Here is a 26611-nt window from a genome sequence, read left to right on the forward strand (position 1 = left end):
ACCGTGCGGAGAAGCTTCGGTGCACTGGATCTCGATGCACTGGATCTCGATGCACTGGATCAACGGCCCCTTCTTCGGTAACCCCCTGAGCCTCTAGGACGGCACCCGTGGCAGGACGTTTCGCACCGCGGCCCACGCGTACGACCGTGCGCGGCGGGCATGTCGTCGTGCCCGGGCCCAGGGGTGCGGCGCGGGCCGCCCCCGTGGCGGGGCGGACACGGACCTGGGTGCCCGAGGGGCCCCTCGATCTGGGGCTGGTGCTCGGGCCGCTGCGGCGCGGGCCCGCGGACCCGACGTTCCGCGCGGCTCCGGACGGGTCCGTGTGGCGGACCAGCCGTACGCCGGCCGGGCCCGGGACGCTGCGGGTCGCCTTGCGGGGCGGCGTCGCGGAGGGTGAGGCGTGGGGGCCGGGAGGTGAGTGGTTGCTCGACCAGCTTCCCTCGCTGCTCGGGGCGTTCGACGATCCCGACGCCTTCGAGCCGCGGCACCGGCTGGTCGCGTTGACGCGGCACCGGCGGCCGGGGCTGCGGCTGACGCGGACCGGGCTGGTGATGGAGTCGCTGATTCCGTCGATCCTGGAGCAGAAGGTCACGACGGACGAGGCGTACCGGGCGTGGCGGTTGCTCGTGCGGAAGTTCGGTGAGCCGGCGCCGGGGCCCGTGCCGGGGCGGATGTATGTGGTGCCGGCGGCGCGGACGTGGGCGTTGATCCCGTCGTGGGAGTGGCATCGGGCCGGGGTCGACGACAAGCGGGCGTCGACGGTTCTGCGGGCCGTCCGGGTCGCCGCGCGGTTGGAGGAGGGCGTCCGGATGACGCCGGACGAGGCGCGGCGGCGGCTGGAGGTCGTGCCGGGGGTCGGGCCTTGGACCTCGGCGGAGACCGTGCAGCGCAGTCATGGGGCGGCGGACGCGGTGACCGTGGGGGATCTGCATCTGCCGGGGATCGTGGGCTATGCGCTGGCGGGTGATCGGGATGCGGATGACTCTGTGATGTTGTCGCTGCTCGAGCCGTATGCGGGGCAGCGGCATCGGGCGGCTCGGTTGATTCTGTTGTCGGGGTGTGTGCCGGCTCGTCGAGTGCCGAAGATGCCTCGGGGGGATATCGGGCGGTTGTAGGAGGGCGGGTTGCTGCCGGGGAGGGTGGCTGCGGGGGGCCGGGTTGCTTTGCGGTGTGGGCTGCTTTGGGGCGCGGGCCGCTTTGGGGCGCGGGCCGCTTTGGGGCGCGGGCCGCTTTGGGGCGCGGGCCGCTTTGGGGCGCGGGCCGCTTTGGGGCGCGGGCCGCTTTGCGGTGCGGGTGAGGGTTGTCGCCCCCGCCGCCCCTACCCGTCCCGTCCCCCGGGGGGCCGCCCCCGGACCCCCGCGGTGGGCAGGGGCCGGGGTGGGTGGGTCGGTGCGGGTGGGTGGGTTGTTCGTCGGCCTGAACGGCCTCGTCCTCAAGCGCCGGGCGGGCTGGTTGGTGCTGGCCCGGGCAGACAAGTGCGGGTTCACTCGCCTGATGAGCACGGCGGGGCCCACTTGCCCGGCGACCAACCTCATAGCCGCTCCCACGGCCACCAGACCCGCCCCACTCGCCCGAAGACCGCGCCGATCTGCTCGCCCGACTACCAGCCCCCAGCCCACTCGCCCAGCGACCAACCTCGTGTTCGCTGCCACGGCGGCCGGCCCAGGGCTCTTGCCCGAGGGGCTGCCCGGGGCTACTCGTCCGATGAGAAGCGGACCGCTGCTGTGGGGATTCTTGCGTCGCACCATACTCGGACGCCGTCGCGGAGTTCGTTGTCCGCGCCTATGACCGCGCCGTCGCCTATGACCGCACCGGTGAGGATCGAGCGTTCGCCGATGCGGGCTCTGGCGCCGATCAGGGAGTCGGTGATGACGGCGCCGGGTTCCACGACGGCGCCCGCGAGGACCGTGCTGCCGAAGACGCGGGCGCCCTCGCCGACGAAGGCGCCCTCGCCGACCACTGTGCCGCCGGTCAGTTTGGCGTCGCCGGCGACGTGGGCCGTGGGGAGGATCAGACGGTCGCCGCAGCGGCCGGGGACGGCGGGGGACGGGGCCCGGCCGAGGACCAGGTCGGCGGAGCCGCGGACGAAGGCCGCCGGGGTGCCGAGGTCCAGCCAATAGGTCGAGTCGACCATGCCCTGGAGGTGGGCTCCCGCCGCCAGCAGGTCCGGGAACGTCTCGCGTTCGACCGAGACCGGGCGGCCCGTGGGGATCGTGTCGATGACCGAGCGGCGGAAGACGTACGCCCCCGCGTTGATCTGGTCCGTGACGATTTCCTCGGGGGTCTGCGGCTTCTCCAGGAAGGCCGTCACCCGGCCCGTCGCGTCCGTGGGGACCAGGCCGTAGGCGCGCGGGTCCGTCACCTGCGTCAGGTGCAGGGAGACGTCCGCGCCCGTCGACTGATGGGTCGCCACCAGGGCCCTGATGTTCAGGCCCGTGAGGATGTCGCCGTTGAAGACCAGGACCGGGTCGTCGGGGCCCGAGTGCAGGCGCGAGGCCACGTTGCGTATCGCGCCGCCGGTGCCGAGGGGTTCGTCCTCGGTGACGTACTCCAGGTGAAGGCCGAGCGCGGAACCGTCGCCGAAGTGCGGCTCGAACACCTCGGCCAGGTACGAGGTCGCCAGGATGATGTGGTCGACGCCCGCTGCCCTCGCCCGCGCCAACTGGTGGGTGAGGAAGGGGACGCCCGCCGCCGGGACCATCGGCTTCGGGGTGTGCACCGTGAGCGGACGCAGCCGGGTACCTCTGCCGCCGACCAGGAGAATCGCTTCTGTCACCTGTCGTCTCTGCTTCCTGCCGGGACCGGCCGAACTGTCTTTCGGCCGGCCAGTGTATGCAGACCGTTCGATACGCCTTCGATGGCAGCGCGGGGGTCCTTCGATGGCTCTGTGTTGAGTTGTACGTGGGGGACCCGCCCGAAGCGCGGGTGTTGTGCGAAGTGGGTCCTCAGGTGCGCGTACCGACACCGGCCTACCCGGCCTGGTACCGCGCCGCCTGCGAGCGGACCGTGCCGAGCATGCTGTACAGGCTGCGGCCGGGGCACTCGGTGGCGAAGCCGTCCCGGTGACCGGAGATCGTGTTCAGTCGCACCTTCTTACCCTTTGGGTAGAGATTGCCACCGCCCGACGTCAGATATGTCCTGCCATCGGCGTCCGCCCCGTAAAGTCCTAGTTTCCAAGCGGTGAGCTTCGCGATTCCGGTGACCGCGGTGGCGGGCGGCTTCACGGTGTTGAAGCTGCCGAGCATGGCGACACCCATGGTGTTCACGTTGAACCCGAGGGTGTGGGCACCCATGACGGGCTTGGCGACACCGCCCGCTCGGCCCTCGTAGATGGTTCCGCACTTGTCGATGAGGAAGTTGTAGCCGATGTCGCGCCAGCCGCTGCTCACCACGTGGTAGCGGTAGATACTGCGGATGACCGAAGCGGCCTGCGAACAGGTGTAGTTGTTGCCGGACGCCGTGTGATGCACGAAGGCCGCGTCGACCCGCTTCGTGTAGAGGAAGTCACGCTCCCTCAGCTGCTCGTCGGCGCCCCATCCACGGCGCGTGACGATGGGGGGACGCGACGCGGCCTTTTCCCCGACGTCCCGTGCGGACGCCGGGATCTCCAAGGCGCCGAGGGGCGCGAGGTCCGCGTTCACCGCGGACGCGGCGGCCTCCTCGGCGGTCAGTGCGCCGAGTTGCGAGGCGTCCGCGGGGGCGCCGCCCGGCGGGGGCTCGTTGCCGGCGCCCGGGTCGACGAGTTCGAGGCGCAGCCCCGAGGGGAGCGTCTGGACTCCGGGGACGCCCGTGCGGTGTTCGATCTCCGCGCGGATCCGCAGCTCGACGCCGTCCGAGGGGCCCACCCAGAGCGGTGCCGTCGCACCGCGCACGCGTCCGGAGACGCGCTCGGCGGTGTCCGGGTCGGGCGCGTGCTCCTTGTTGTGCGTCTCGATGTCCTGCCAGCCGGACCAGCGGGCCGTGCCCATCGCCCGGGTACGGACCTGAACGCGGCCGCGGAGTTCGGTTTCCGGGTCGTCCCAGACCACTCCGACCAGCGAGAACGACCGTACGCCCCGGCGGGTGACGCCTTGGTCCGACGGGGTCGCAGCGGTCGCGCGGTCGCCGGCGAACGGGGCGACGGGGATCGAGCGGGTACTGCCCGGCAGGGACTCGTCGGACGGGGGGTCGATCGGGGCGGCCGAAGCAAGGGGTGGCGGCAAGGCGGAGGGTGACGCCGAGGCAGAGGTCGAGGCCGTGGCCGAGGTCGAGGTCGAGGCCGTGGCTGGAGATGCGGGGAGGGTCAGGGGGACGGAGAGAACCGCGGCGCATGTGACGCCGATCGAAGGTGGCAGGAATCTACGCATAAGTCTGATCTTGCGCACAGTCATCCTTTTCCGCACATCCAGGATTTGACGGGGCGTCGGCCGGATTCCCCCGAACCGGTGGCCCGACCGGCCCACCGGGCGGCCCGTCCCGGTGGGGGCCCGCGTACGCTTGCCGCGTGAACGCCACCGACCGCACCCCTGCCGACCTGCTGCGATCCGCGCTCGCCGCGGATCCCGCGCGCCCCCTGGTGACCTTCTACGACGACGCCACGGGCGAACGGGTCGAACTGTCCGTGGCCACCTTCGCCAACTGGGTGGCCAAGACCGCGAACCTGCTCCAGGACGAGTTGTCCGCCGCGCCGGGCGACCGGGTCGCGCTCCTGCTGCCCGCGCACTGGCAGACGGCCGTGTGGCTGCTGGCGTGCTCGTCGGTGGGGGTGGTCGCGGACGTGGCCGGTGCGCCTGCGGCGGCCGATGTCGTGGTCAGCGGGCCCGACACGCTGGACGAGGCCCGCGCCTGCTCCGGGGAGCGCGTGGCGCTGGCGCTGCGGCCGCTCGGGGGGCGCTTTCCGCAGCCGCCGGAGGGGTTCGTCGACTACGCCGTGGAGGTTCCGAGCCAGGGTGACCGCTTCGTGCCGTACGCGCCCGTCGACCCCGAGGAGCCCGCGCTGATCGTGGCAGGGCGGGAGTTCAGCGGCGCGGAGGTGGTGGAGCGGGCTCGGGCGGAGGCGCCCGCGCTGGGGTTGACCGGGCCCGGGTCGCGGTTGTTGTCGGGGTTGCCGTACGACACGTGGGAGGGGCTGGAGGCCGGGTTGTACGGGCCGCTCGCGACGGGTGGGTCCGTGGTGTTGTGCCGGCATCTCGAGCGGGTCGGGGAGGAGGCGTTGGCGCAGCGGATCGAGAGTGAGCGGGTGACGGTTACGGCTCACTGACGGTTGCCTCCGGCGGTTGGGGGGCTGTGGGTTCGCTGCGGGTCCGTCGTGGCTTGTCGCGCAGTTCCCCGCGCCCCTGACCGGGACTGCCGCCGTGCATTCCCGCGGGTCCGCCGTGGTTTCTCGCGCAGCTCCCCGCGCCCCTGAAGGGGTGGGTGCACGCCGCACGTCGCCTGCGGGCCGGCCGTGGTTTCCCGCGCAGCTCCCCGCGCCCCCGACCGGCACTGCCCGCCGTGCAGTCCCGCGGATCCGCCATGGTTTCTCGCGCAGTTCCCCGCACCCCTGACCGGCACTGCCCGCCGTGCATTCCCGCGGATCCACCGTGGTTTCTCGCGCAGCTCCCCGCACCCCTGACCGGCACTGCCCGCCGTGCATTCCCGCGGATCCACCGAGGTTTCCCGCGCAGCTCCCCGCACCCCTGGGGTGGGTGCACGCCGCACGTCGCCTGCGGGCCGGCCGTGGTTTCTCGCGCAGTTCCCCGCGCCCCTGAAGGGGTGGGTGCACGCCGCACGTCGCCTGCGGGCCGGCCCGGGTTCTCGCGCCCGCGCGGCGGAGCCGCACATGTCACACCCCCGCGCCCCTTCGGGCGCCGTGTCAGTGCTCCTCCCCCGTTCGGCTCGCCCCGGCCGCCGTCCCTCTCGGGTCGGGGCATCGTCGTAAGAGCACGTCACGCTCGTACGACGCCAGGGGGTGAACCGGAGGTGAGAAGTGGTGAGGGCGGTCGCGGAGGGGGACGGCGGCGGGGGTGGGTTAAGTGGGGTGCGGTCGGGATGGCCGTGCTCGTGGTCGGGGCCGTCGGGGTCGGGTGGGCGGCGTACGAGAAGCTCGACGGGAACATCACGTCCGACACCGAGGCGGCGAGAGAGCTCGCCCGGTACGAGAAGGAGCGCCCCACGGCGCTGGTGCGGGGCGCGCAGAACATCCTGTTGATCGGGTCGGACACACGGTCGGGCGCGGGCAACGGCAAGTACGGGCGGGACGTGGGCACCGAGCGCTCCGACACCACGATCCTGCTGCACCTCGCGGCCGACCGGGGCAGCGCCACCGCCGTGTCCCTGCCCCGCGACCTGATGGTGAACGTGCCCCGCTGCCGGAGCCGGAACGGCACGCGTACCGAGCCCCGGTTCACCGTCTTCAACCGCGCCTTCCAGATGGGCGGGTCGGCCTGCACGATCCGTACGGTCGAGAAGCTGACGGACATTCGTGTCGACCACCACGTGGTGGTGGACTTCCGCGGGTTCAAGAAGCTCGTCGACGCCCTCGACGGGGTCGAGGTCTGCGTGACCGAGCCGATCGACGACAAGGCGGCCAAGCTGCGGCTCCCCGCGGGCAAGGTGCGGCTGAACGGTGAGCAGGCCCTCGGTTACGTGCGTGCCCGCAAGTCCCTGGGCGACGGCAGCGACACCGAACGAATGGGGCGCCAGCAGCGGTTCCTCGGCGCGCTGGCCGGCAAGGTGAAGAGCAGCGGCGTCCTGCTGAACCCGGTGAAGCTCTATCCCGTGCTCGACGCGGCAACGTCGGCGCTCACGACCGACCCCCCACTGGCCAGTTTGCGCGGTTTGTACGACCTCGTGCGCGGGTTGCGCACGATCCCTACGGAAAAGGTGCAGTTCCTTACCGCCCCCCGCCGGTCGTACCCCTACAACACCAATCGCGACCAACTCGTGGAACCCGCGGCCGGCGAACTCTTCGCACGCCTGCGTGAGGACAGACCGGTGACCGTGGTCACGGAGAATCCGGAGGAATCCGGCTCAAAAAGCCGCAATGCGGCGTCGGAAGTCAGCGGCAGGACTGAACGCGGGGGCCCGAAGAATCCGTACAGGGAGTCGAACGCGCACCCGCACGACTACAGCGAGTCCTTCGAGGACACGCGCGAGGAGGGCTCCCATGAGTCCGACCCGGCTCCCACTTTCCGCGGCAGCACCGCCGCCGACGACGGCTGCAGGTAAAGCGCACGTCAACAAAGGGAACAAATGCGCTAACAAATGGGCGGATTGCCCAGGTGTATGGACGTGGAATTTGTCACCGCCGTCGCTTGACGCCTAATCGGGCGGATAGTGTGAGCGATCCGGTGTGTCAGGCCTTCTTCGGTCGCGCACCACTTGCACGAGACCCGAGCGCCTTTTGAGGGGGAAGGCGCCGCGTGGCCCCAACGGAGGAATCGGACAACCGTGGACGCGCAAGGCCGTGGGCGGGCGGATGACATCGACCCCGCAGACCAGTGGGTACTCAACCCGAACACCGGTGAATACGAACTGCGACTGACCCCTTCCGCACCGCAGTCAACGGTGCCGAGGCCCCGGGGGGCGGGTGCGGGCGCCACGGCGACGCGATCCGCCGGAACCCGTGCGGGGACCGTGACGGCGGGGACCGGTACGCGCCAGATGCCCGAGGTGGTGCCGGGGCAGCGGCGCCGGCGCGGTGCGCCGGTCGAGCCGCCGCCGGGGCGCCGTCGGCCGAAGGCCAAGTCCAAGGGCAAGAAGGTCCTTGTCTGGACGGGCGGCACGCTGGCCTTCGTCCTCGTCGCCGCGAGCGCGGCGGGCTACTTCTACTACCAGCACCTCAACAGCAACATCACCGCTGTCTCCGACGACGGCGCGAGCACCGGCGGCTTCAGCAAGGACCGCGCGATCAACGTGCTGATCATCGGCACGGACAAGCGCGACGGCAAGGGCAACAAGGGGTACGGCGACGCCGGCAGCGTCGGCCACGCGGACACCACGATCCTGCTGCACGTCTCCAAGGACCGTACGAACGCGACCGCGATGAGCATCCCGCGGGACATGATCGTGGACATCCCGGACTGCCCGACCACGCTGGCGGACGGCACCCAGAGGGACATCGCGGGCACGCCCAACACTCGATTCAACGTGAGCCTCGGCCAGGCCGAGCGCACCCCGAGCTGCACCATGCGGACGGTCACCGAACTCACCGGTATCAAGCCGGACCACTTCCTGGTGGCCGACTTCAACGCGGTGAAGACGCTGACCTCGGCGGTCGGCGGCGTCGAGGTCTGCCTGAAGAAGGACCTCGACGACCCGAAGTCACATCTGAAGCTGTCCGCGGGCAAGCACACCATCGAGGGCGAGCAGGCCCTCGCGTTCGTGCGCACCCGGCACGCCGTCGGATTCGGCAGCGACCTGGACCGGATCAAGCTCCAGCAGCAGTTCCTCAGCTCGCTGATGCGCAAGCTGTCGTCGAACGACACGCTGACCAGCCCGTCGAAGATGCTGAAGCTCGCCGAGGCGGGCACCAAGGCGCTCACCGTCGACTCGAAGATCGCGAACCTGCGCAAGCTCGCCGCGCTCGGCCAGGAGATCGGCAAGGTCAAGACCAAGAACCTGACCTTCACGACCGTCCCCGTGATCGACAACACCGACGGCGCGACCGTGCTGCCCACCCCGGTCAAGGCCCAGGAGCTCTTCGACACGATCAAGGCCGACCAGTCGCTCAGCGAGGTCAAGCAGAAGGCGAAGGAGAAGGAGGCCGCGAAGCTCAAGGGCACGCGGGCGAAGGCCTCCGACGTCCGGGTCGACATCTACAACGGCGGCGCCCCGGCCGGCAGCGCACAGGAGACTCTCACGTACCTGCAGAACGATGAGGGCGTGACCAAGTCAAGTCAGCTCGGCAACGCCGACAAGACCCAGGCCAAGACGACCCTCGCGTACGATCCCGACCAGGCCGACCAGGCCCGCAAGCTGGCCGACATCCTGGGGCTGTCCGCGTCGGCGCTGAAGCCCGGTGAAGGCAACAGCGAGACCAACGACCAGGGGCTGCCCGCGATGGTCCTCACCCTCGGCAAGGACTTCAAGGGCGCCGGATCGCAGAGCACGTCGGCGGCCGATCTGGACGTCCAGAAGAACACGGCGGACAAGGAAACGTGCGCCGGTTGATGACCTGACGGGGTCATTCCGCGTCTGACAGAGCGCGAGGTGTGTCCGGGCCGGACACGGGGACGCGTCCCGAGGGGCGTGTGCGTGTCCGGCCCTGGCGTGTCCCCGCGTGTGTCCGGGTCGGTGGTACGGCGGGGAGTCGAGCCGAACCGGACGTGTGCCACACATCCGGGACGGGCGCTACGGGGTGCCCGGATCCGGGCGTACGAACGTGTCATCCGGATCGGTCGAGTGATGCGTTCAACCCTTCATGAGTACATCCGAGTGGGGCTCTCGAAGGTCCAACAAGGGTGCGGGGACGGTCTCGTTCGACAGGCAGGGTGGGGAGGGGCAGGGAGATGGTGCGCAGCGATGTGCGGGGGGATCGACGTCGGCCAGGGGTGCGGGAGGCCGGTGAGGGCTGGGACGACGGCCCGTACGGCGCGGAGAGCGGTCCGGCGGTGGACGGGGCGGACGACGCCCAGGGGGCCGAGCCGCAGGGGCACGGACGGCACGGCGGAGGTGGCCGCGGGCGCGGGAGCGCTCCCGGGCGCCCGCGCCGCAGACGCCGCGTCCTGCGCTGGTCGGCGACGGTCCTGTCGGTTCTGATACTCGGCACGGCGGGCGCCGGTTACCTCTACTACCAGCACCTCAACGGCAACATCGAGAAGGACGACCTGAACCTCGGCGACAAGGAGATCGCCGAGCCGACGCCGAACGCGGCCGGCCAGACCCCGCTGAACATCCTGCTCATCGGCTCGGACGCGCGGGACACCAAGGAGAACCAGCAACTCGGCGGCGCCCGGGAGACCTTCGGCGGCACCCCGCTCGCGGACGTCCAGATGCTGCTGCACCTGTCGGCCGACCGCACCAACATGTCGGTGATCAGCATGCCCCGCGACACGCTGCTGCAGATCCCCAAGTGCACGGACCCCGACGACGGCAAGGTGTACGCGGCGTCCAGCGGCCGGGTGATGACCAACCAGTCGCTGGGCCGCGGTGGCCCCGGCTGCACGGTCGCGACGTGGCAGGAGCTCACCGGGATCCACATCGACCACTTCATGATGGTGGACTTCTCGGGCGTGGTGTCGATGGCCGACGCGATCGGCGGTGTGCCGGTGTGCGTCACCGACAACATCTACTCCAAGGACAGCCAGGGCCACGGCTCCGGCCTGAAGCTGGAGAAGGGCACGACGTACATCAAGGGCAAGCAGGCGCTGCAGTGGCTGCGCACCCGGTACGGGTTCGAGGACGGCAGCGACATCGCGCGTGCCAAGGCACAGCACCAGTACATGAACGCGATGGTCCGTGAGCTGCGCGAGAACGCCACGATCACCAACCCGAACAAGCTGCGCAAACTGGCCGAGGAGGCCACGGACGCCCTGACGGTCGACGACGGCCTGGGAACCGTGAAGGCGCTGTACGACCTCAGCACCGAGCTGCGCAAGGTCGAGCCCGAGCGGATCACGATGACGACGATGCCGTACACCTACGTCGGCGCCCGGGTGATCCCCAAGGAGGGCGACGCCGAGAAGCTGTTCCGGCTGGTGCGTGAGGACATCGCGCTGGACGGCAAGGACAAGAAGAAGGCGACGGCTCAGGAGGGCTCCAACGATCCGGCCGCGGCGAAGGACGAGATCGGTGTGCTCGTCCAGAACGGCACGAGGACGTCGGCGCTCGCTCCGGCCGGTGGGCGCGCGGGCACGGTGAGCGGGCTGCTCGTGCGGGAGGGCTTCACCAAGGCCACGGCCGACCAGACCACGGCGGTGTCCGAGGACGAGACCGTCGTGCGTTATCCGAGCGCCGAGCTGGAGGGCGACGCCGAGACGGTGGCCAAGGCCCTGGGCATTCCGCTGAGCCAGGTGGAGAAGTCGGCCGACGTCAGCGGGGTCACGCTCGTCGTGGGTGCGGACTGGCGCGAGGGGACGGCGTACAAGGCGAAGAAGGAGGACGACTCGACGCCCGAGTCCGCCGACGCCCTGAACGGCGGCAACAAGAAGGCGTGCATGAAGGTGAACCCGAACTTCACCTGGTAGTGCCCTTGGTGGTGACGCCTGCCGGTGACGCAGGAGCGGCGGCCCGCGCTGTGCGGGCCGCCGCTGTCTCATGCCGTGGCCGGCATGTCGTAGCCGGCTGTCTCAGTTACCCGAGACCGTCACCTTCTCGTCGTTCTTGAGTTCGCTGACCAGCTGCTTGACCTTCGTGGTGTTCCACTGGAGGTTGCCGTTCGGGGAGTTGCCCGAGATCGGCATGTTCATGGACTTGCCGTCGCCGCCCGTGACGCCCTTCATGGCCCAGAACATGTCGGCCAGGTCCCACAGGCTCATGTCCTTGTCAACGATGAGGGTGTCGAGGCCCGCGCTCATCGTCGGGTAGAGCTTGAACGGGTTGAGGACCGTGCTCGGCGTCGCCGTCTGGCTCGCCAGGGCCGAGAGGAACTTCTGCTGGTTCTTCGTGCGGTCCAGGTCGCTGCCCGCGAGGGCGTACCGGGTGCGGACGAAGGCGAGGGCCTGCGCGCCGTTCAGGGTCTGCTTGCCCGCCTCGAAGTTCGCGCCGGACTTGGTGTCCTTCATGCCGCCCTTGGGGATGTCGATCTCCACGCCGCCGACCGCGTCGACGATGTTGGCGAAGCCCGCGAAGCCGATCTCCACGTAGTGGTCGATGTGCAGGCCCGTGTTGGCCTCGACGGTGCGGACCAGCAGTTCGGGGCCGTCCTCCGCGTACGCCGCGTTCAGCTTCACCTGGCGGCCGGTGCCCGGGTAGGTCTTGCCGGAGTCGGAGCCCTTGAAGGTGGGGATCGTGACGTTCGAGTCGCGGGGCAGCGAGATGAGCGTGGGACCGTTGCTGCCGGTGTGCAGGATCATCATCGAGTCCGTGCGCTTGCCCTCCGCGGACCCGGTGCGCAGTTCCTTCTTCTGCTCGTCGGACAGGCCGGCCCGGCTGTCGGAGCCGACGATGAGGTAGTTGGTGCCCTCGCCCGCCTCCGGCCGGTCGATCACCTTGGAGAGGTCGACCTCGCGGTTCAGCTTGGAGTCGGCCCAGAAGTAGGTGCCGACGGCCCACGCGACCAGCACGGTCACCACCGTGATCGCCGTCCACTTGACGCGGCGGCGGTAGTTCGGCCGCGGCCTGTAGCGCTGGAGCTCCGGGTCCGGGTCGTTGTCGTTGGGCACGAAGCCGCCGCCGCGGCGGCCACTGCCGCTGTACACCTGTCCGGTGTTGTAGCCGCTGTCGTACGGCTCCGGCGTGCCGTATCCGTCGCCGTAGTCGTCGTAGTTGTCGTACGACGGCTGCGGGGGCACCCCGCCGCGCGGCGGGGCTCCGGCGGGGTCGCGCCGCACCTGTCGCATCACGCGCGCGCCCTCGGGCTGTGCGCTCGCACTACCGTGGCCGTATCCACCGCCGCGGTTGCTGTCGGACCATCCCTCGGGCCAGTCATTCATGCGGACCAGTGTGCAGTGCCCCGCCATGCCCTTCACAAGGGTCGGCGAAAAACGGAGGCAGTGCTGTTGCGAAGCTGACACAAATCGCACAAATGTCAGAGCCGCATAAGGTGGGGGCCATGACAGACCAGGCCCCAGCCCCGGACCCTGATATTCCGGGCAAGCCGACCTCGGCCTCCCGCACCACGCTCAGCCACATCATGACGCACAACGACACCAACCTTCTGGGCACGGTGCACGGCGGAGTGATCATGAAGCTGGTCGACGACGCGGCCGGCGCCGTGGCGGGCCGGCACTCCGGCGGCCCCGCCGTCACCGCCTCCATGGACGAGATGGCCTTCCTGGAACCGGTCAGGGTGGGCGACCTGGTGCATGTGAAGGCCCAGGTGAACTGGACCGGGCGCACGTCGATGGAGGTCGGTGTCCGGGTGCTCGCCGAGCGCTGGAACGAGTCGACCCCACCCCAGCAGGTCGGCTCGGCCTACCTCGTGTTCGCCGCCGTCGACGCCGACGGCAAGCCGCGCCGGGTACCGCCGGTCGTCCCGGAGACGGACCGCGACCGGCGCCGCTACCAGGAGGCCCAGATCCGCCGCACGCACCGCCTCGCCCGGCGCCGCGCGATCATGGAACTGCGGGAGCGGCGGACGGCGGAGGGTTACGAGGACTGAGGGGCCCTCCACCAGCCGGATGGGACGGGTAGGGCGGGGAGAAACTGTCCGGGTCCGAGCCACCGTGTGCCGTTGGACACGTCACACGAGTCATCACCCGGGAAACCTGTCGGTACTGGCCGGTTGGGACATCTGCCTCTGGTTGCCTCTGAGGCACCTGAACAGACTCACGCACCAGCGGGACGCGAGACCGATCCAGCGTGCCCCGCTGCGTGAGAAGGAGCCCCCCGCATGCACCTGCACGTCGCGTCACCCGAACCCCCGGCCAACGGCCCCGGTCACAGGCGCCGGGCCCGCCGGCTGTCGGGGAAGTTCCTGGCGCTCTACCTCCTCATCTCCGGGCTGCTCGCCGGAGCCGTCGTGGTGGCCCCGCAGTTCCACGAGAAGGCCGGTGCCGTCGACGACAGCGGGGACATCACCTGGGACGTCAACGACGGCCTGACGGCGTACCGCGCGATGATCAGCGCGGTGCGCGAGCAGGCGGCCGGCGGGCGGGTGCCCAGGGACGAGATGCTGCGGACCGACCAGGTCTTCGCCGTCGGCCTGCGGGCCGGTGAGGCCCCCCGCACAACCGGGGCGCCCCACGTCAGCCTGCTCGTCAGGGCACGGGACCTGGCCGTCATCGGCTACCGGCTCCGAACGCCCCAGGGCCACGACAGCTTCTTCTGCTTCCGGGGCACGGAGAACAGCGACGCCCCCGACGAGCTGCGCTTCAGGGGCAGCTACGACGACCTGGAGCGGGTCGGCGGCAGAAGCCGGGCCGGCCTGGTGATCGACGAACGGCTGATGACGAAGGCGTTCACGGCGCTCCGGGACGACGCCGACGAGGCCTCGACGGCCAGGGCGCTGATGGTCTTCACCCTGACCGTCTCGGAGGCCGCGCGGTTCGACGCGCTGGAACGGGCCTTCCAGGAGGTCTTCGACCACGGCTCGCACACCGTCTCCCGGGCCGAGGCGGAGCTGATGAACTCCCTGTGACGACCGGCGGGCACCGCCGTCCCGGCTCCTCAGGGGCAGGAGGCGTCCTCGCCGGTCACCACCGCCGTCTCCTTCTCGTACGGGTCGGCGGCCCTGACCTTCCGCACCGCCTTGAAGTCCGCCCCGGCGATCACCCTCAGCGTCGGCCCCTGCCCCGGCGCCCGGCGCAGCCCGGCCCCCGGCAGGGCCGCCGCGAGGGAACGGGCGGAGCGGTCCCAGCGCGGGTCGTACACGACGACCGTGCGCTCCGCGTCCGGGTACGTCGCGTTCACGGGCACCCCGGTCGTACGGAACCCGGCGGCCGCCAGCAGGTCGTCCACCCGCTTGCCGAGCCCGTCCACGGTCGTACCGTTCTCCACCTGGACCTGGATCCGCTCCGGGGCCACCTCGACGCGGACGGCTCCGCTCCGTCGCGTCCTGTACGACGCCAGCGGTCTGTCGCCGCGCAGGGCCTCGAAGAGGCGGCCCGCCCTGGCCCCGTCCCACTTCACCGTCGAGCCCACGCCCTGCACGGTGTAGCCCATCTGCTCGATGGGGACCGTGGTGAACTCCGACGAGGAGGGCGAGAAGGTGCGCAGCGCCCGCCCGAGGTCCAGCAGTTCCCGTGTGCCGAACCCCTCGTCCGCGCGCACCGAACCCAGCACGGCCCCGGTGACGTCACGGAACTTCATCGGGTTCAGCAGCACTCCGGAGGACGTGGCGTACTCGACGAGCGAGGCGAGGAAACGCTGCTGGCGCCGCATCCGGCCGAGGTCGGAGGACCCGTCGGCGTGGCGGGAGCGGACGTACTGCAGGGCCTGCCCGCCGTTCAGCCGGTGCGTGCCCGCGGGGAGGTCGAGGCCGGTGTACGGGTCCTTCAGCGGGCGGGCGGTGCAGATCTCGACGCCGCCGAGCACGTCCACGGTCTTCATGAAGCTGATGAAGTCGACCTCCAGGTAGTGGTCGATCTTGACCTTCGTCATGTGCTCGACCGTGCGCACGGTCAGCTCCGGCCCGCCCTCCGCGTACGCCGCGTTCAGCTTGATCGGGTGCGGGTCGTGCCGCTCGCCGGTGGTGCGGTCGGTGTGCGCGGGCGTCTCGGCGTACGAGTCGCGCGGCAGGCTCACCACGCTGGCGCGCTCCCGGTCCTGGGAGATGTGCACGATCATCATCGTGTCCGTGCAGTGGCAGGGGGCGCCGCCGAGCCGGTATCTGTGCCGCTCCTCCTTCGTGACCTGGTCCCGCCCGTCGGTGCCGACGAGCAGGATGTTCATGCCGTGGCCCGGCTTCGGGCGGTTCTTCATGTCCTTGAAGGGGTCGACGCGGGCGATGTCCTTTTCGAGGCTCGTGAGCATCGCGTGACCGATGCCGGCGGAGGCGAGCACCACCACGGAGAGCGTGGTCACCACCCGCACGGCCCAGCCCGACCGGCTGCGCCGCACACGCGGCCGTCGGGAACGCGGCGGCTTCGGCCGGGCGGGGCGGCGGAGCGGTGAGGGCACGGGGGGACACCTCCGCGAGGACTGGGGGTGGGATCCGTTAGCACCGTAGGCCCATACGATCTGCTGCCCGGCCCAGCGGCCGGGCGGCGCGCGTCGGTGTCCCCCGTTCGCGGTAACGTGAGCTCTCTATGAACGCCAAGCCCGTCGTGCCGCTCCCCGCCGTGTCCGTGATCATGCCCGTCCTCAACGAGGAGCGGCATCTGCGCGGTGCCGTCCACGCGATCCTCGCCCAGGAGTACGCCGGCGAGATGGAGGTCGTGATCGCCCTCGGTCCCTCCACGGACCGTACGGACGAGATCGCCGCCGAGCTGGTCCGTGAGGACCCGCGCGTGCACACGGTCCCGAACCCCACGGGCCGCACCCCGGCCGCGCTGAACGCCGCGATCAAGGCCTCCCGTCATCCGATCGTGGTGCGCGTCGACGGGCACGGCATGTTGTCGCCGAACTACATCGCCACGGCCGTACGGCTCCTGGAGGAGACCGGCGCGCAGAACGTCGGCGGCATCATGCACGCCGAGGGCGAGAACGACTGGGAGCGCGCGGTCGCCGCCGCGATGACCTCGAAGATCGGCGTCGGCAACGCGGCCTTCCACACGGGCGGCGAGGCGGGCCCCGCGGAGACCGTCTACCTGGGTGTCTTCCGCCGCGAGGCCCTCGACAAACAGGGCGGCTACAACGAGGAGTTCATCCGCGCCCAGGACTGGGAGCTGAACTTCCGCATCCGCGAGGCGGGCGGGCTGATCTGGTTCTCGCCCGAGCTGAAGGTGTCGTACCGCCCCCGGCCGTCGGTCAGGGCCCTGGCCAAGCAGTACAAGGACTACGGACGCTGGCGCCACGTCGTGGCCCGCTACCACGAGGGTTCCATCACCCTGCGCTACCTCGCCCCGCCGACCGCTCTGTGCGCGATCGCCGCGGGGATCGTGGTGGGCGCCGTGCTGACGCCGTGGGGATTCGTCGTCCCCGGCGGCTACCTCGCGGCGATCGTGGCGGGTTCGCTGCCCGCGGGCAAGGGCCTGCCTGCGAAGGCGCGGCTCCAGATCCCCGTCGCCCTCGCCACCATGCACATGTCCTGGGGCTTCGGCTTCCTGACCAGCCCGCGGTCGCTGGCGAAGCGGGTCATCGCGTCGCGACGGCCGGCGGTGGTGGCGGAGAACTGAGCGGTCACCGGGGGCGTCGCAGGCAGGCTCCAGGGCCTGCCCGGCACCTCTGGCGCCCCTCACGGGCACGGTCGTAGGGTGATGCGCCATGCGAAGCCTGGCCCGGCTGCCGAAGGCTCACCTCCATGTCCACCTCGAAGGCGCGATGCGCCCCGCCACGCTCGCGGAGCTGGCCGGCGAGCGCGGCCTGCGACTGCCGGACCCGAGCGGCGGCTTCGCGTCGTTCGAGGACTTCGGGCCCCTGTACGGTGCCGCCGCGCGGCTGGTGCGTGAGGGCCCGCGGGAGAACCTGCTGCGGCTGGTGCGCGAAGTGGTCGAGGACGCCGCCGCGGACGGGGCGGTGTGGATCGAGCCGCACCTGAACCCCCTGACCTACGAGGATGATCCGCACGCGGCGCTCGACGTGCTGGACGCGGTCATCGACGAGGGCCGCCGAACCGCTGCCGGGCTGGGCACCGGCTTCGGCGTCGTGCTGTTCGCCCGGCGCAACGCGGCCCCTTCGGAGGCCGTCGCGACCGCCCGTCTCGCGGCCCGGCGGGCAGACCACGGCGTGGTTGCCTTCGGCCTGGCCGGCGACGAGGCCCTCCACCCTCCGGAACCGTTCGCCGAGGCATTCGCCATCGCCCGTGACGCCGGGCTGATCTCCGCCCCGCACGCCGGGGAGCTCGCCGGTCCGGCAAGCGTGTGCGCCGCGCTCGACGTGCTGGGTGCGCGACGGATCGCCCACGGTGTGCGGGCGGTCGAGGACCCGGCTCTCGTCGCCCGTCTGGCCGCTGAAGAGGTGGTCCTCGATGTCTGCCCCACCTCGAACGTCGCCCTCGGCGTCGTGACGTCGCTGTCCGCCCACCCCCTCCCACAGCTGCTGCAGGCGGGCGTCCGCTGCACTCTCAACGCCGACGATCCCCTTCTGTTCGGCGCCGGCCTGCTCGATGAGTACGAGACAGCCCGCACGGCCCTCGCCCTCACCGACCCCCAACTCGCCGCGGTGGCCCGCACCTCCGTCGAGTCCTCCGGCGCCCCACGTGCCGTCGTGGAGGACGCGCTCACCCTCATCGGCGACTGGCTGAGCACCGAAGGGTGCCCGGGACCGGGCACCCTTCACGTCAAGTCACCGGCCGTTACGGCAGGTTCCTCGCCATGACGATCCGCTGGACCTGGTTCGTGCCCTCGTAGATCTGCGTGATCTTGGCGTCGCGCATCATGCGCTCGACCGGGTAGTCGCGGGTGTAGCCGTAGCCGCCGAGGAGCTGGACGGCGTCGGTGGTGACCTCCATGGCCACGTCCGAGGCGAAGCACTTGGCGGCCGCGCCCTGGAAGGTGAGGTCCTTGTCGCCGCGCTCGGACTTGGCCGCGGCCGCGTAGGTGAGCTGGCGGGCCGCCTCGATCTTCATGGCCATGTCGGCGAGCATGAACTGGATGCCCTGGAAGTCGGCGATGGGCTTGCCGAACTGCTTGCGCTCCTGGACGTAGCCCTTGGCGTAGTCGAGGGCGCCCTGGGCGACGCCGAGGGCCTGGGCGGCGATCGTGATGCGGGTGTGGTCCAGTGTCTTCATCGCCGTCGCGAAGCCGGTGCCCTCCTCGCCGATCATGCGGTCGGCCGGGATGCGGACGTTGTCCAGGTAGACCTCACGGGTCGGGGAGCCCTTGATGCCGAGCTTCTTCTCGGGGGCGCCGAAGGACACGCCCTCGTCCGACTTCTCGACGACGAAGGCCGATATGCCCTTCGAGCGCTTGGTGGGGTCGGTGACCGCCATCACCGTGTAGTACTCGGAGACACCGGCGTTCGTGATCCAGCGCTTCACGCCGTTCAGGACGTAGTGGTCGCCGTCGCGGACCGCCTTCGTCTTCATGCCTGCCGCGTCGGAGCCCGCGTCCGGCTCGGACAGGCAGTACGAGAACATCGCGTCACCCTTGGCCAGGGGCGCCAGGTACTTCTTCTTCAGGTCCTCCGAGCCGGAGAGGATCACGGGCAGTGAGCCGAGCTTGTTCACGGCGGGGATGAGGGAGGACGACACACAGGCACGCGCCACCTCCTCGATCACGATCACCGTGGCGAGCGCGTCCGCACCCGCGCCGCCGTACTCCTCGGGTACGTGCACGGCGTGCAGGTCGCCCGCGACCAGCGCGTCCAGCGCCTCCTGCGGGAAGCGCGCCTCCTCGTCCACGGCGGCGGCGTACGGCGCGATCTTCGCCTCGGCGAGCGCGCGGATCGCGTCTCGGAGCATGTCGTGCTCCTCGGACGGGCGGTACAGGTCGAAGTCAGCCGATCCGGCCACGGTCTCTCACGCTCCAAAGACGCTGTGCTGCTGACGCTAATTACCGTTAAGTAACCCGAATTTTAGGGCTCCGCTCGCGTGACGGGTACGTGAGCTTGGCGACAAGGGGAAACTGCCCGGTGAAGGGGGCGGACACGCCCCGACTATGCTCAGGCAGCGCAGCTACGCCACCCCGCGGACGTACACCCCTGGAGTACCCATGGCCCTCAGGATCACAGTGATCGGCACCGGCTATCTCGGCGCCACGCACGCCGCGGCCATGGCCGAGCTGGGGTTCGAGGTGCTGGGGCTCGATGTCGTGCCCGAGAAGATCGAGAAGCTGGAGCGGGGCGAGGCCCCGATGTACGAGCCCGGGCTGGACGAGCTGCTGCGCAAGCACGTGGCGGGGATCGAGGGCTCCAGCGGACGGCTGAGGTTCACCACCGACTACGCCGAGGTGGGCGAGTTCGGTGACGTCCACTTCGTGTGCGTCAACACCCCGCAGCGGCACGGTGAGTACGCCTGCGACATGTCGTACGTCGACTCCGCGATCGCCTCGCTCGCGCCGCATCTGAGGGAGCCCGCGCTGGTCGTGGGCAAGTCCACCGTGCCGGTCGGCTCGGCGGACCGGCTGGCCACGTACCTCGCCGAGCACGCGCCCGCGGGGGCGGACGCGGAGCTGGCGTGGAACCCCGAGTTCCTGCGGGAGGGCTTCGCCGTGCAGGACACGCTGCGGCCCGACCGGATCGTGGTGGGTGTGCGCAGCGAGCGGGCCGAGAAGCTGCTGCGTGAGGTGTACGCGACGCCGGTGGCCGACGGGACGCCGTTCATCGTGACCGACTTCCCGACCTCCGAGCTGGTGAAGACCTCGGCGAACTCGTTCCTGGCCACCAAGATCTCCTTCATCAACGCGATGGCGGAGATGTGCGAGGCCTCCGGCGGTGACGTCGCCAAGCTCGCGGAGGCCATCGGGCACGACGACCGGATCGGGAAGAAGTTCCTGAGGGCGGGGATCGGGTTCGGGGGCGGCTGCCTGCCCAAGGACATCCGGGCCTTCATGGCGCGGGCCGGTGAGCTGGGGGCCGACCAGGCCCTGACCTTCCTGCGCGAGATCGACTCCATCAACATGCGTCAGCGCGGGCAGATGGTGGAGCTGACGCGGCATGCACTGGGCGGTGGATCGTTCCTGGGGAAGCGGGTCGCGGTGCTGGGCGCCACGTTCAAGCCGGACTCGGACGACGTACGGGACTCGCCGGCGCTGAACGTCGCCGGGCAGATCCATCTCCAGGGCGGGCAGGTCACGGTGTACGACCCGAAGGGCATGGACAACGCCCGGCGCGTCTTCCCGACACTCGGGTACGCGGACTCCGCGGTCGAGGCGGTGCGCGGGGCCGACGTCGTGCTGCATCTGACGGAGTGGCGGGAGTTCCGGGAGCTGGACCCGGCGGCGCTCGGTGAGGTCGCGGCGACCCGGCTCGTGCTGGACGGGCGCAACGCGCTGGACCCGGAGCTGTGGCGTCGGGCGGGGTGGACGTACCGGGCGATGGGGCGGCCTGCGGCCTGAGGTCTTGGGGTTCGGGGCGGTTGGTGAGTTCCTTCCCGTCGTAGGGGGCGCGCGTCGCCTACGCGTTTGTTCGTGGGTCGGGGGCGCGCCGCGAGGTCTCCGTCCTCGGTCCGGCGGTGCTGTGAGGCGTTCAGTCCTTCCGCGGCGGACGTCGGCCGCTGCGGGCGGGCACCTCCCGGCACACCCCCTTGGGTGCGTGAGCGGCTGACGGTGCGTCGTAGTCGCGGTGCGTCGCGGTCGCGGTGCGTCGCGGTCGCGGTCCGTCGGGACAACGGGTAACGCGGCTGCGTTTTCAGGGGCGCGGGGCTGTGTTGCATATGCGGCTCCGCCGCGTGGGCGCGACAAGCCGCAGCGAACCCTCAGCGAACCCGCGGCCGGCCACCCGCAGAGCTCGGGGGGCGGGATTCCATGGCCGAGGTGTGGTGAAATCGCGAATACCCTGTCCTCGAAATCCCCCTGAAGAATTCGAGCCCTATTCGAGCATTGTGAGGGAATTGACGCCCCCTCTACTCGCCTTCTTCACAGCCGCATTGCGCGGAATGACGCCGGTCTCGACCGTTCTCACAACGGGGGCACCCCCATAAGAGAGGCAGGCAACAATCGCTTAACTGCCGCGTAGTCACGCGGAATTCGCACGGCACTCCACTGGTCCGCATTCACTGACCGGAATGACCGGACCATGCCAGGAGTGACCATGCCCCTGTCGCGCAGGGCGGACTGGCCGAGAGACCACCGCGACGAGGTGGTCGCGGGAGCGCTCGTCGGCGCCGTGGTGATCGTGCTCGGCTACGCCTCGGGCATCGGCGCCCCCTCGGCGTCGGGCGCCGACGAGGCCGCCGCCCCACCCGCCTCACCGCCCGCGGCCACGGCCCCGCCGAACCCCGCACCCGCCCCGGCGAACCCCGCACCACAGGTCCCGGCGGGCCAGGTTCCGGTAGGCCAAGTGCCTGTCGGTAGCGGTGAGTTTCCCGTGTTCGGCGGCGGGGCCGGGTCGCACGCCGGGCACGGGAGCGGCAAGGGAGAGGGCCACGCGGGGCACGGGTCCGGGGACGGATCCGGTACCGCGCCCGGGGGCTCGCCGTCCCCGTCGCCGTCCCCGAGTGAGGAGCCTCCGGCGGGCGGCGACACGTGTGAGGACGGTGAGGTGCGGCTCGTGAAGCCGCTGCTGACGGGACTCACCCGGCCGCTGTTCGAGGCCGTCAACGGAACGGACGCGACGCCCTCTCCCGAGGCCTCACCCTGTGTCGGGCTCCCCCCGGTCGACGGACTTCTCGGGATTTCCGCCTCACCGCTGCCGGAGGTCACCCCGTGATCGTCCGCCGTGTGCCTCGTTCCCGTTCGCGGATCGCCCTGTTGTCGTTCCTCGTCGTTGTTTTCCTCTGCGGTCCGCTCTCGGTCACGCCCGCCTCCGCCCACACCGAACTGGTTCGCTCGGCTCCGGGGAACGGAGCCGAACTCGCGAAGGCGCCCGATCACCTCACCCTGGTCTTCGACGAAGCCGTCGAGCCCGGTGACGTGCGGGTGATGAGGCCGGACGGTGACCGGCTTCCCGTGACGCGTGCGCCGGGTGCCGGGGACAAGGGGGTGCGGGTCGCTCTCGGCCGGCCGGGGAGCGGGGAGTTCGCCGTCACCTGGTCGGTCGTCGACGAGGAGGACGGGCACGCCTCCTCCGGGCGGATCACCTTCGAGATCGGGACGAAGACGGGCGCCCGGCAGGACCGCGCCGAGGGGCCCACCGCCGCGCCGGCCCCCGAGGCGGCGGTGCGCAAGGGTCTCGTCGCCGTCCGGTGGGCCGGTTACGTGTCGCTGGCCCTCTTCGTCGGCGGACTCGGTTTCGTCGCGCTGCTGTGGCCGCGGGGTGCGCGGGAGCGGCGGGCCCGGGTGCTGCTCGCGTCGGCGTGGGCCGGCGGACTCCTGTCGACCGTCGCCGGGGTCGGGCTGCAGGGCGCGTACGGGGCGTTCGGCGGGCTGCGGGACGTCCTGCGGGCGGCGACGTACGCCGACGTCCTCACCACCGGGCCCGGGATCGTGCTCGCCGCCCGGGGGCTGCTGTGGGTGCTCGCTGCGGTGGTGCTGGCCGGGCTGCTGCAGGGCGGCGGGGGTGCCGCGCGCTCGCCCGGGTGGCGTGTGGGCGCCCTCGCCGTGGCGCTGGGGCTGCTGCGGACGACCGGAATGGCGGGCCACAACGCCGAGGGCAGCGAGCCGGCTTGGGGTGCCGTCGCCGATCTGGTGCATCTGCTGGGCGCCTCGCTGTGGATCGGCGGGCTCGTCATGCTCGTGGTGGCCGTGCTGCCGCGTCGCGAGCCCGGTGAGCTGGCCGCCGTGGTGCCCGGGTACTCGCGGCTCGCCGCGACGAGCGTGCTGGCCGTCGCGGCGGCCGGCCTGGTGCTCGCCTGGCAGGTCGTCGGGTCGTACGACGCCCTGCTGCACACCTCGTACGGGCATCTGCTGTTGCTGAAGACCGGGGTCCTCGCCGTGGTGATGGTGGCGGCCTGGTTCAGCAGGCAGTGGGTGCGCACCCGTCTCGCTCTCGCCGTGCTGCTGCGCGGCGACGCCGCCTCCGTGCGGCCCTTCGGTTACTCGGTCGCGGCCGAGACGGGGCTCGTCCTCGTCGTCCTGGCCGTGACGAGTCTGCTCGTCACCGCCGATCCCGGCCGGTGAACTCCCCTGATACACAAAGGAGTTGTTGTGAAACGCACCAACGAAACCGGCGAGCGGGAGCGGCGCCGCAGGCCGCCCGCCGGGAACCGGGCCCTGCTCCTCGCCGGGCTCGGCGCGGCCCTGGCGGCCGTGCTCAGCCTGGGGCTGCTGCAGGCGGCCTCGGGCACCTCCACGGCCGGCTCCGAGCGGACCGCGGGCGCGGCTCAGGCGCCCGCGGCCGCCGCCGAGGCCCAGCCCGCCGCCGCTGCCGCGCCGGACTACCAGGTCGACATCATGAACTACAAGTTCGGCGACGGTGAGCAGCTCGTCGTCAAGGTCGGCGACACGGTGCAGTGGACCAACCACGACAGCGCGCCGCACACGGTCACCACCACCAAGGGTCCGGAGGACTTCGACTCCGGCACGCTGGAGCAGGGCGACTCCTGGTCGTACACCTTCACCAAGGCCGGGACCTACGAGTACTACTGCGCCGTGCACCCGGACATGGTCGGGTCCGTGAAGGTCGTCGCAGACGACAGCGGGTCGACGGGCGGGTCCGGTGGCGGCTCCAGCGGTGGAACCAGTGGTGGGTCCGGCGGGTCCACCGGGGGGTCGACGGGCGGCACGTCCGGTGGCGCCTCGGGTGGTTCGAGTGGCGGTTCGAGCGGAGGCTCGGGCGGTGGTACGTCCGGCGGCGGCACCGGCGGTACGTCCGGTGGCACGAGCGGTGGCGGCTCCGGTGACGACGAGCAGTGCGCGAGCGTCAAGGACGTCCTGCTGCCGATCCTGCAGCACCTCGGCACCGCGCACCTTCAGCGGTCGCCCGGTCAGCAGGTGCAGGACGCGCTGGCACTCGACTCGTACGTCAGGACGCACACGGTGTGGATCGAGAACATCCTCACACCGGCCGTCGAGGGCGGCGGAACGGTCGCCGACGACACACTCAGCGTGCTGCTGAACCACATCAACAAGGCGCACCTGGAGGAGTCGCCCGGGCAGCAGGTCGGCGATCTGCTGAACGCCGACAGCTACGTGAAGATGCACACGGTCTGGGCCGGGCAACTGCTCGCCCCCACCGAGGACTTCCTCACCGACAGCTGCTGACGCGCCTTGGGAGGAGGGTGGACGCCGGTCCGGCCGAGGCTCAGTCGGCCGGACCGGCGCCCGCCCCATTCTCCACACGCTCCCCACACCTCGGGAACCGCTTTCCAAGGAGATCCGGGATGACAACCGTCACCCTGCCCACCGTGTCCCCACCGCCCGAGTCGCCCGACGGGGGCGGATGGCTGCCGCGGCCCGGCCGGTACGCCGTGGCCCCCGGCCGCTCGTTCACCGAACTCACCTGCTGGTACGGGCCGTTGCCCACGCGGCGCCGCCACCTCACCCTCACCGGGGCCGCGCTGACCGTGCCGGAGCCCGGCGTGCCCGACAGGGGCGAGTCCGGTGCCGGCATGTCCGGTCCTGCCGAACAGGCGGTGTTCCGCTTCCAGCTGGCGGGCCTCGGGCCGCGGTCCGCGCTCACCGCGTCCAGGGCCGCCCTCGTCTCCCAGCACGTCGAGCCCTTCGACGGCGGCCGCCGGCTGCGGCTGCTCGCCGACCTCGAACTGGGCGGCGTCCTCTTCCCCGCGCTGCTGTGGCTGCGTGTCGTCGAACGCGCCGACGACCGGCTGCTCGTGGTGGGCACCGCCCGGCTGCCGTACCGTCTGCTGCGCCGGGCCACCGGGTTCCGGCTCGGCCGGCTGTGCCCGGCCACCCGTCTGAGGCTGCTGGTCGCCGCGGAGTTCGCGTGAGGGCGGCACGGCGGACGGCGTCGGCTGCCGTACTCGCCGTTCTCACACTCTCGTTCCTGCTGTTCCCGCCGTTCACGGGTCCGCAGCGGGCGGCGGCCGCCTCGTACCGGGTGGTGATGAAGGGGTACGCCTTCGCTCCGGGGACCCTGACGGTCGACGTCGGCTCCACCGTGACCTGGACCAACCAGGACACGGCTCCGCACGACGTGAAGACCACCTCGGGCCCGGCCCCGATCCACTCCCCCATGCTGAACGAGGGGCAGAGCTGGAGCTTCACCTTCACCCGGGCCGGCTCGTACGGCTACTACTGCACCGTCCACCCGGACATGACGGCCCGGATCGTGGTCCGCGCGGCGGCACCCGCGACCTCGGCGGCGCCCGCCACCCACGACCACGCGGGCACCTCGTCCGGGCAGCGGGCGACGGTGCCGGGGCGGGCCGCGACGCCCGCGGCACCGAGCACCAGGTCGCCGGCGGCACGCACGACCCGCTCGCCGTCGGCGTCCCCCAGCGTGTCCATGGCCTCCCCGGCAGCCGCGGGCTCCCCGCCCACGACCACGGCACCGCAGGCCCAGCAGACCGCGTCGGCGGCCCGCCCCCTCGATCCGCTGCTCGTGCTGGCCGGACTGGTCGCGGGCGTCGCGGTGCTGTGCCTGCTGCTGGTGGGCTCGCGGGCGGCGGCCTCGCGGGAAGGGGGCGGGGACTGAGGGGTCCTTTCACTATGAGCGTCCGATCAGGTCGCGTGGTCTGGTGCCGTGCATCGCAAGGCGCCGGAAGGTCCTCGATGGGGGTCCCCCCGCTCGAGCGAAGCCGAGAGCGGGGGAGGAGCTACTAGGGCCTTTCGGCAACGCGGCGAGGTGCGGTGCCAGGCCGCGCGACCCGGACGGGCATAGTGAAAGGACCCCTGAGTCAGGCCTTCGCGCGGTAGCGGCGCATCTTCGCGCGCGCCCCGCACACCGACATCGAGCACCAGCGACCGCGGCCCGCCGGGCTGCGGTCGTAGTACGCCCAGTGGCACTCGGGCAGTTCGCAGGCCTTGAGGCGGAGCCAGGTGCCGGCGGTGAGCGCCTGGGCCACGGCCGCCGCGACACGGGAGAGCAACGGGCCCTCGTCGGCCGGGGCGAGGGTCGCCGAGCCGTCCCGCGCGTCGACCGCGACGTACAGCGGCGCCCGCGCCAGCAGCTCGCCGAGGGGCGTCACCTCGCGGTGCGGCGGGTGGCCCGCGTGGGCCAGGCAGACGGCGCGCAGCGATTCCCTCAGTTCCCGCACGTCCGCGAGGTCGCTTTCCGGGACGCCGAACCGCTCGCGGCCCTCGGCCGTGTCCAGGAGGTCGGCGCCCGACTCGATGTCGAGGGTGTTCACCAGGGCCTCCACCAGGGCGAGGCCGTCGGGTGCGGGCGCTCTCTCACTCATGCCAGCGACGGTACCTCCGATCGTGGCGTTCCCGATGACGGTGTTTCGCGCTTGCGGTGTTACCCCATGTGCGGCAGCATGCAGTAACGGTTACCTGTTGACCGCTTCCAG

At 71.3% G+C, this 26611-nt stretch carries 21 protein-coding genes; 15 read left to right on the forward strand and 6 right to left on the reverse strand.

Annotated elements, in window-relative coordinates; genetic code table 11:
- The first annotated feature begins 107 nt into the window (after window positions 1–107).
- Complete coding sequence (locus tag ACZ49J_RS23505; RefSeq protein WP_467452742.1) at window positions 108–1115, forward strand: DNA-3-methyladenine glycosylase family protein; 1008 nt, start codon at window positions 108–110, stop codon at window positions 1113–1115.
- 578 nt (window positions 1116–1693) lie between these two features.
- Here the strand turns inward: ACZ49J_RS23505 and manB are convergent.
- Both manB and ACZ49J_RS23515 read right to left on the reverse strand, forming a co-directional pair.
- Window positions 1694–2776: a mannose-1-phosphate guanylyltransferase gene (gene manB, locus ACZ49J_RS23510; RefSeq protein WP_467452740.1), complete on the reverse strand. Its 1083-nt coding sequence runs from the start codon at window positions 2774–2776 to the stop codon at window positions 1694–1696.
- A gap of 193 nt (window positions 2777–2969) precedes the next feature.
- Window positions 2970–4346: a peptidoglycan recognition protein family protein gene (locus ACZ49J_RS23515; RefSeq protein ID WP_467452739.1), complete on the reverse strand. Its 1377-nt coding sequence runs from the start codon at window positions 4344–4346 to the stop codon at window positions 2970–2972.
- A gap of 137 nt (window positions 4347–4483) precedes the next feature.
- Here ACZ49J_RS23515 and ACZ49J_RS23520 point away from each other — a divergent pair, with 137 nt between their 5' ends.
- The 4 genes from ACZ49J_RS23520 (at window position 4484) to ACZ49J_RS23535 (ending at window position 11147) form a co-directional block, all read left to right on the forward strand.
- Window positions 4484–5239 (forward strand): TIGR03089 family protein, encoded by a 756-nt coding sequence (locus ACZ49J_RS23520; RefSeq protein ID WP_467452738.1) that lies wholly within the window; start codon window positions 4484–4486, stop codon window positions 5237–5239.
- A gap of 770 nt (window positions 5240–6009) precedes the next feature.
- Window positions 6010–7188 carry an LCP family protein gene (locus ACZ49J_RS23525; protein ID WP_467452737.1) on the forward strand — a complete coding sequence of 393 codons (1179 nt, stop codon included), beginning with the start codon at window positions 6010–6012 and terminating at the stop codon, window positions 7186–7188.
- A 222-nt stretch (window positions 7189–7410) separates the two neighbouring features.
- Window positions 7411–9132, forward strand: coding sequence for an LCP family protein (locus tag ACZ49J_RS23530; RefSeq protein WP_467452735.1), 1722 nt, complete (start codon window positions 7411–7413; stop codon window positions 9130–9132).
- A gap of 338 nt (window positions 9133–9470) precedes the next feature.
- Window positions 9471–11147, forward strand: a complete 1677-nt coding sequence (locus ACZ49J_RS23535) for an LCP family protein (protein ID WP_467452734.1) — start codon at window positions 9471–9473, stop codon at window positions 11145–11147.
- Between the two features lie 102 nt (window positions 11148–11249).
- Here ACZ49J_RS23535 and ACZ49J_RS23540 read toward each other — a convergent pair whose 3' ends face one another.
- Window positions 11250–12554, reverse strand: a complete 1305-nt coding sequence (locus ACZ49J_RS23540) for an LCP family protein (RefSeq protein ID WP_467452733.1) — start codon at window positions 12552–12554, stop codon at window positions 11250–11252.
- A 119-nt stretch (window positions 12555–12673) separates the two neighbouring features.
- On the opposite strand from ACZ49J_RS23540, the gene ACZ49J_RS23545 reads away from it, so the two are divergent.
- Both ACZ49J_RS23545 and ACZ49J_RS23550 read left to right on the forward strand, forming a co-directional pair.
- Window positions 12674–13222 (forward strand): acyl-CoA thioesterase, encoded by a 549-nt coding sequence (locus ACZ49J_RS23545; protein WP_467452732.1) that lies wholly within the window; start codon window positions 12674–12676, stop codon window positions 13220–13222.
- 231 nt (window positions 13223–13453) lie between these two features.
- The gene (locus ACZ49J_RS23550; RefSeq protein WP_467452731.1) at window positions 13454–14200 is read left to right on the forward strand and encodes a ribosome-inactivating family protein; all 747 of its coding nucleotides are present in this window, start codon (window positions 13454–13456) and stop codon (window positions 14198–14200) included.
- Between the two features lie 29 nt (window positions 14201–14229).
- Here the strand turns inward: ACZ49J_RS23550 and ACZ49J_RS23555 are convergent, their stop codons facing one another.
- On the reverse strand, window positions 14230–15681 hold the full coding sequence (locus ACZ49J_RS23555; RefSeq protein ID WP_467452729.1) for an LCP family protein: 1452 nt from the start codon (window positions 15679–15681) through the stop codon (window positions 14230–14232).
- Window positions 15682–15809: 128 nt separating this feature from the next.
- Here ACZ49J_RS23555 and ACZ49J_RS23560 point away from each other — a divergent pair, with 128 nt between their 5' ends.
- A complete protein-coding gene (locus ACZ49J_RS23560) occupies window positions 15810–16838 on the forward strand; it encodes a glycosyltransferase family 2 protein (RefSeq protein ID WP_467452728.1) in 1029 nt (342 codons plus the stop codon).
- An 88-nt stretch (window positions 16839–16926) separates the two neighbouring features.
- Window positions 16927–17979 (forward strand): adenosine deaminase, encoded by a 1053-nt coding sequence (add, locus tag ACZ49J_RS23565; protein ID WP_467452727.1) that lies wholly within the window; start codon window positions 16927–16929, stop codon window positions 17977–17979.
- On the opposite strand, the gene ACZ49J_RS23570 is transcribed toward add, so the two are convergent.
- A complete protein-coding gene (locus tag ACZ49J_RS23570) occupies window positions 17957–19114 on the reverse strand; it encodes an acyl-CoA dehydrogenase (protein ID WP_467452726.1) in 1158 nt (385 codons plus the stop codon). The genes add and ACZ49J_RS23570 overlap by 23 nt on opposite strands.
- 199 nt (window positions 19115–19313) lie before the next feature.
- On the opposite strand from ACZ49J_RS23570, the gene ACZ49J_RS23575 reads away from it, so the two are divergent.
- The 6 genes from ACZ49J_RS23575 to ACZ49J_RS23600 all read left to right on the forward strand — a co-directional run bounded on the left by ACZ49J_RS23575 (window position 19314) and on the right by ACZ49J_RS23600 (window position 25794).
- Entirely contained in the window at window positions 19314–20657 is a 1344-nt protein-coding gene (locus ACZ49J_RS23575; protein ID WP_467452725.1) for a UDP-glucose dehydrogenase family protein, read from the forward strand.
- A 694-nt stretch (window positions 20658–21351) separates the two neighbouring features.
- Window positions 21352–21969: a hypothetical protein gene (locus ACZ49J_RS23580; RefSeq protein WP_467452724.1), complete on the forward strand. Its 618-nt coding sequence runs from the start codon at window positions 21352–21354 to the stop codon at window positions 21967–21969.
- An 11-nt stretch (window positions 21970–21980) separates the two neighbouring features.
- Window positions 21981–23318 carry a copper resistance CopC/CopD family protein gene (locus tag ACZ49J_RS23585; RefSeq protein ID WP_467452722.1) on the forward strand — a complete coding sequence of 446 codons (1338 nt, stop codon included), beginning with the start codon at window positions 21981–21983 and terminating at the stop codon, window positions 23316–23318.
- A gap of 27 nt (window positions 23319–23345) precedes the next feature.
- On the forward strand, window positions 23346–24401 hold the full coding sequence (locus ACZ49J_RS23590) for a cupredoxin domain-containing protein (RefSeq protein ID WP_467452721.1): 1056 nt from the start codon (window positions 23346–23348) through the stop codon (window positions 24399–24401).
- Between the two features lie 119 nt (window positions 24402–24520).
- On the forward strand, window positions 24521–25087 hold the full coding sequence (locus tag ACZ49J_RS23595; RefSeq protein ID WP_467452720.1) for a hypothetical protein: 567 nt from the start codon (window positions 24521–24523) through the stop codon (window positions 25085–25087).
- Complete coding sequence (locus ACZ49J_RS23600; protein WP_467452718.1) at window positions 25084–25794, forward strand: cupredoxin domain-containing protein; 711 nt, start codon at window positions 25084–25086, stop codon at window positions 25792–25794. The genes ACZ49J_RS23595 and ACZ49J_RS23600 overlap by 4 nt, the downstream gene beginning before the upstream one ends.
- A 202-nt stretch (window positions 25795–25996) precedes the next feature.
- Here ACZ49J_RS23600 and ACZ49J_RS23605 read toward each other — a convergent pair whose 3' ends face one another.
- Entirely contained in the window at window positions 25997–26500 is a 504-nt protein-coding gene (locus ACZ49J_RS23605) for a CGNR zinc finger domain-containing protein (RefSeq protein ID WP_467452717.1), read from the reverse strand.
- Window positions 26501–26611 lie beyond the last annotated feature (111 nt).

It is taken from the genome of Streptomyces sp. NPDC030840 (assembly GCF_055572015.1).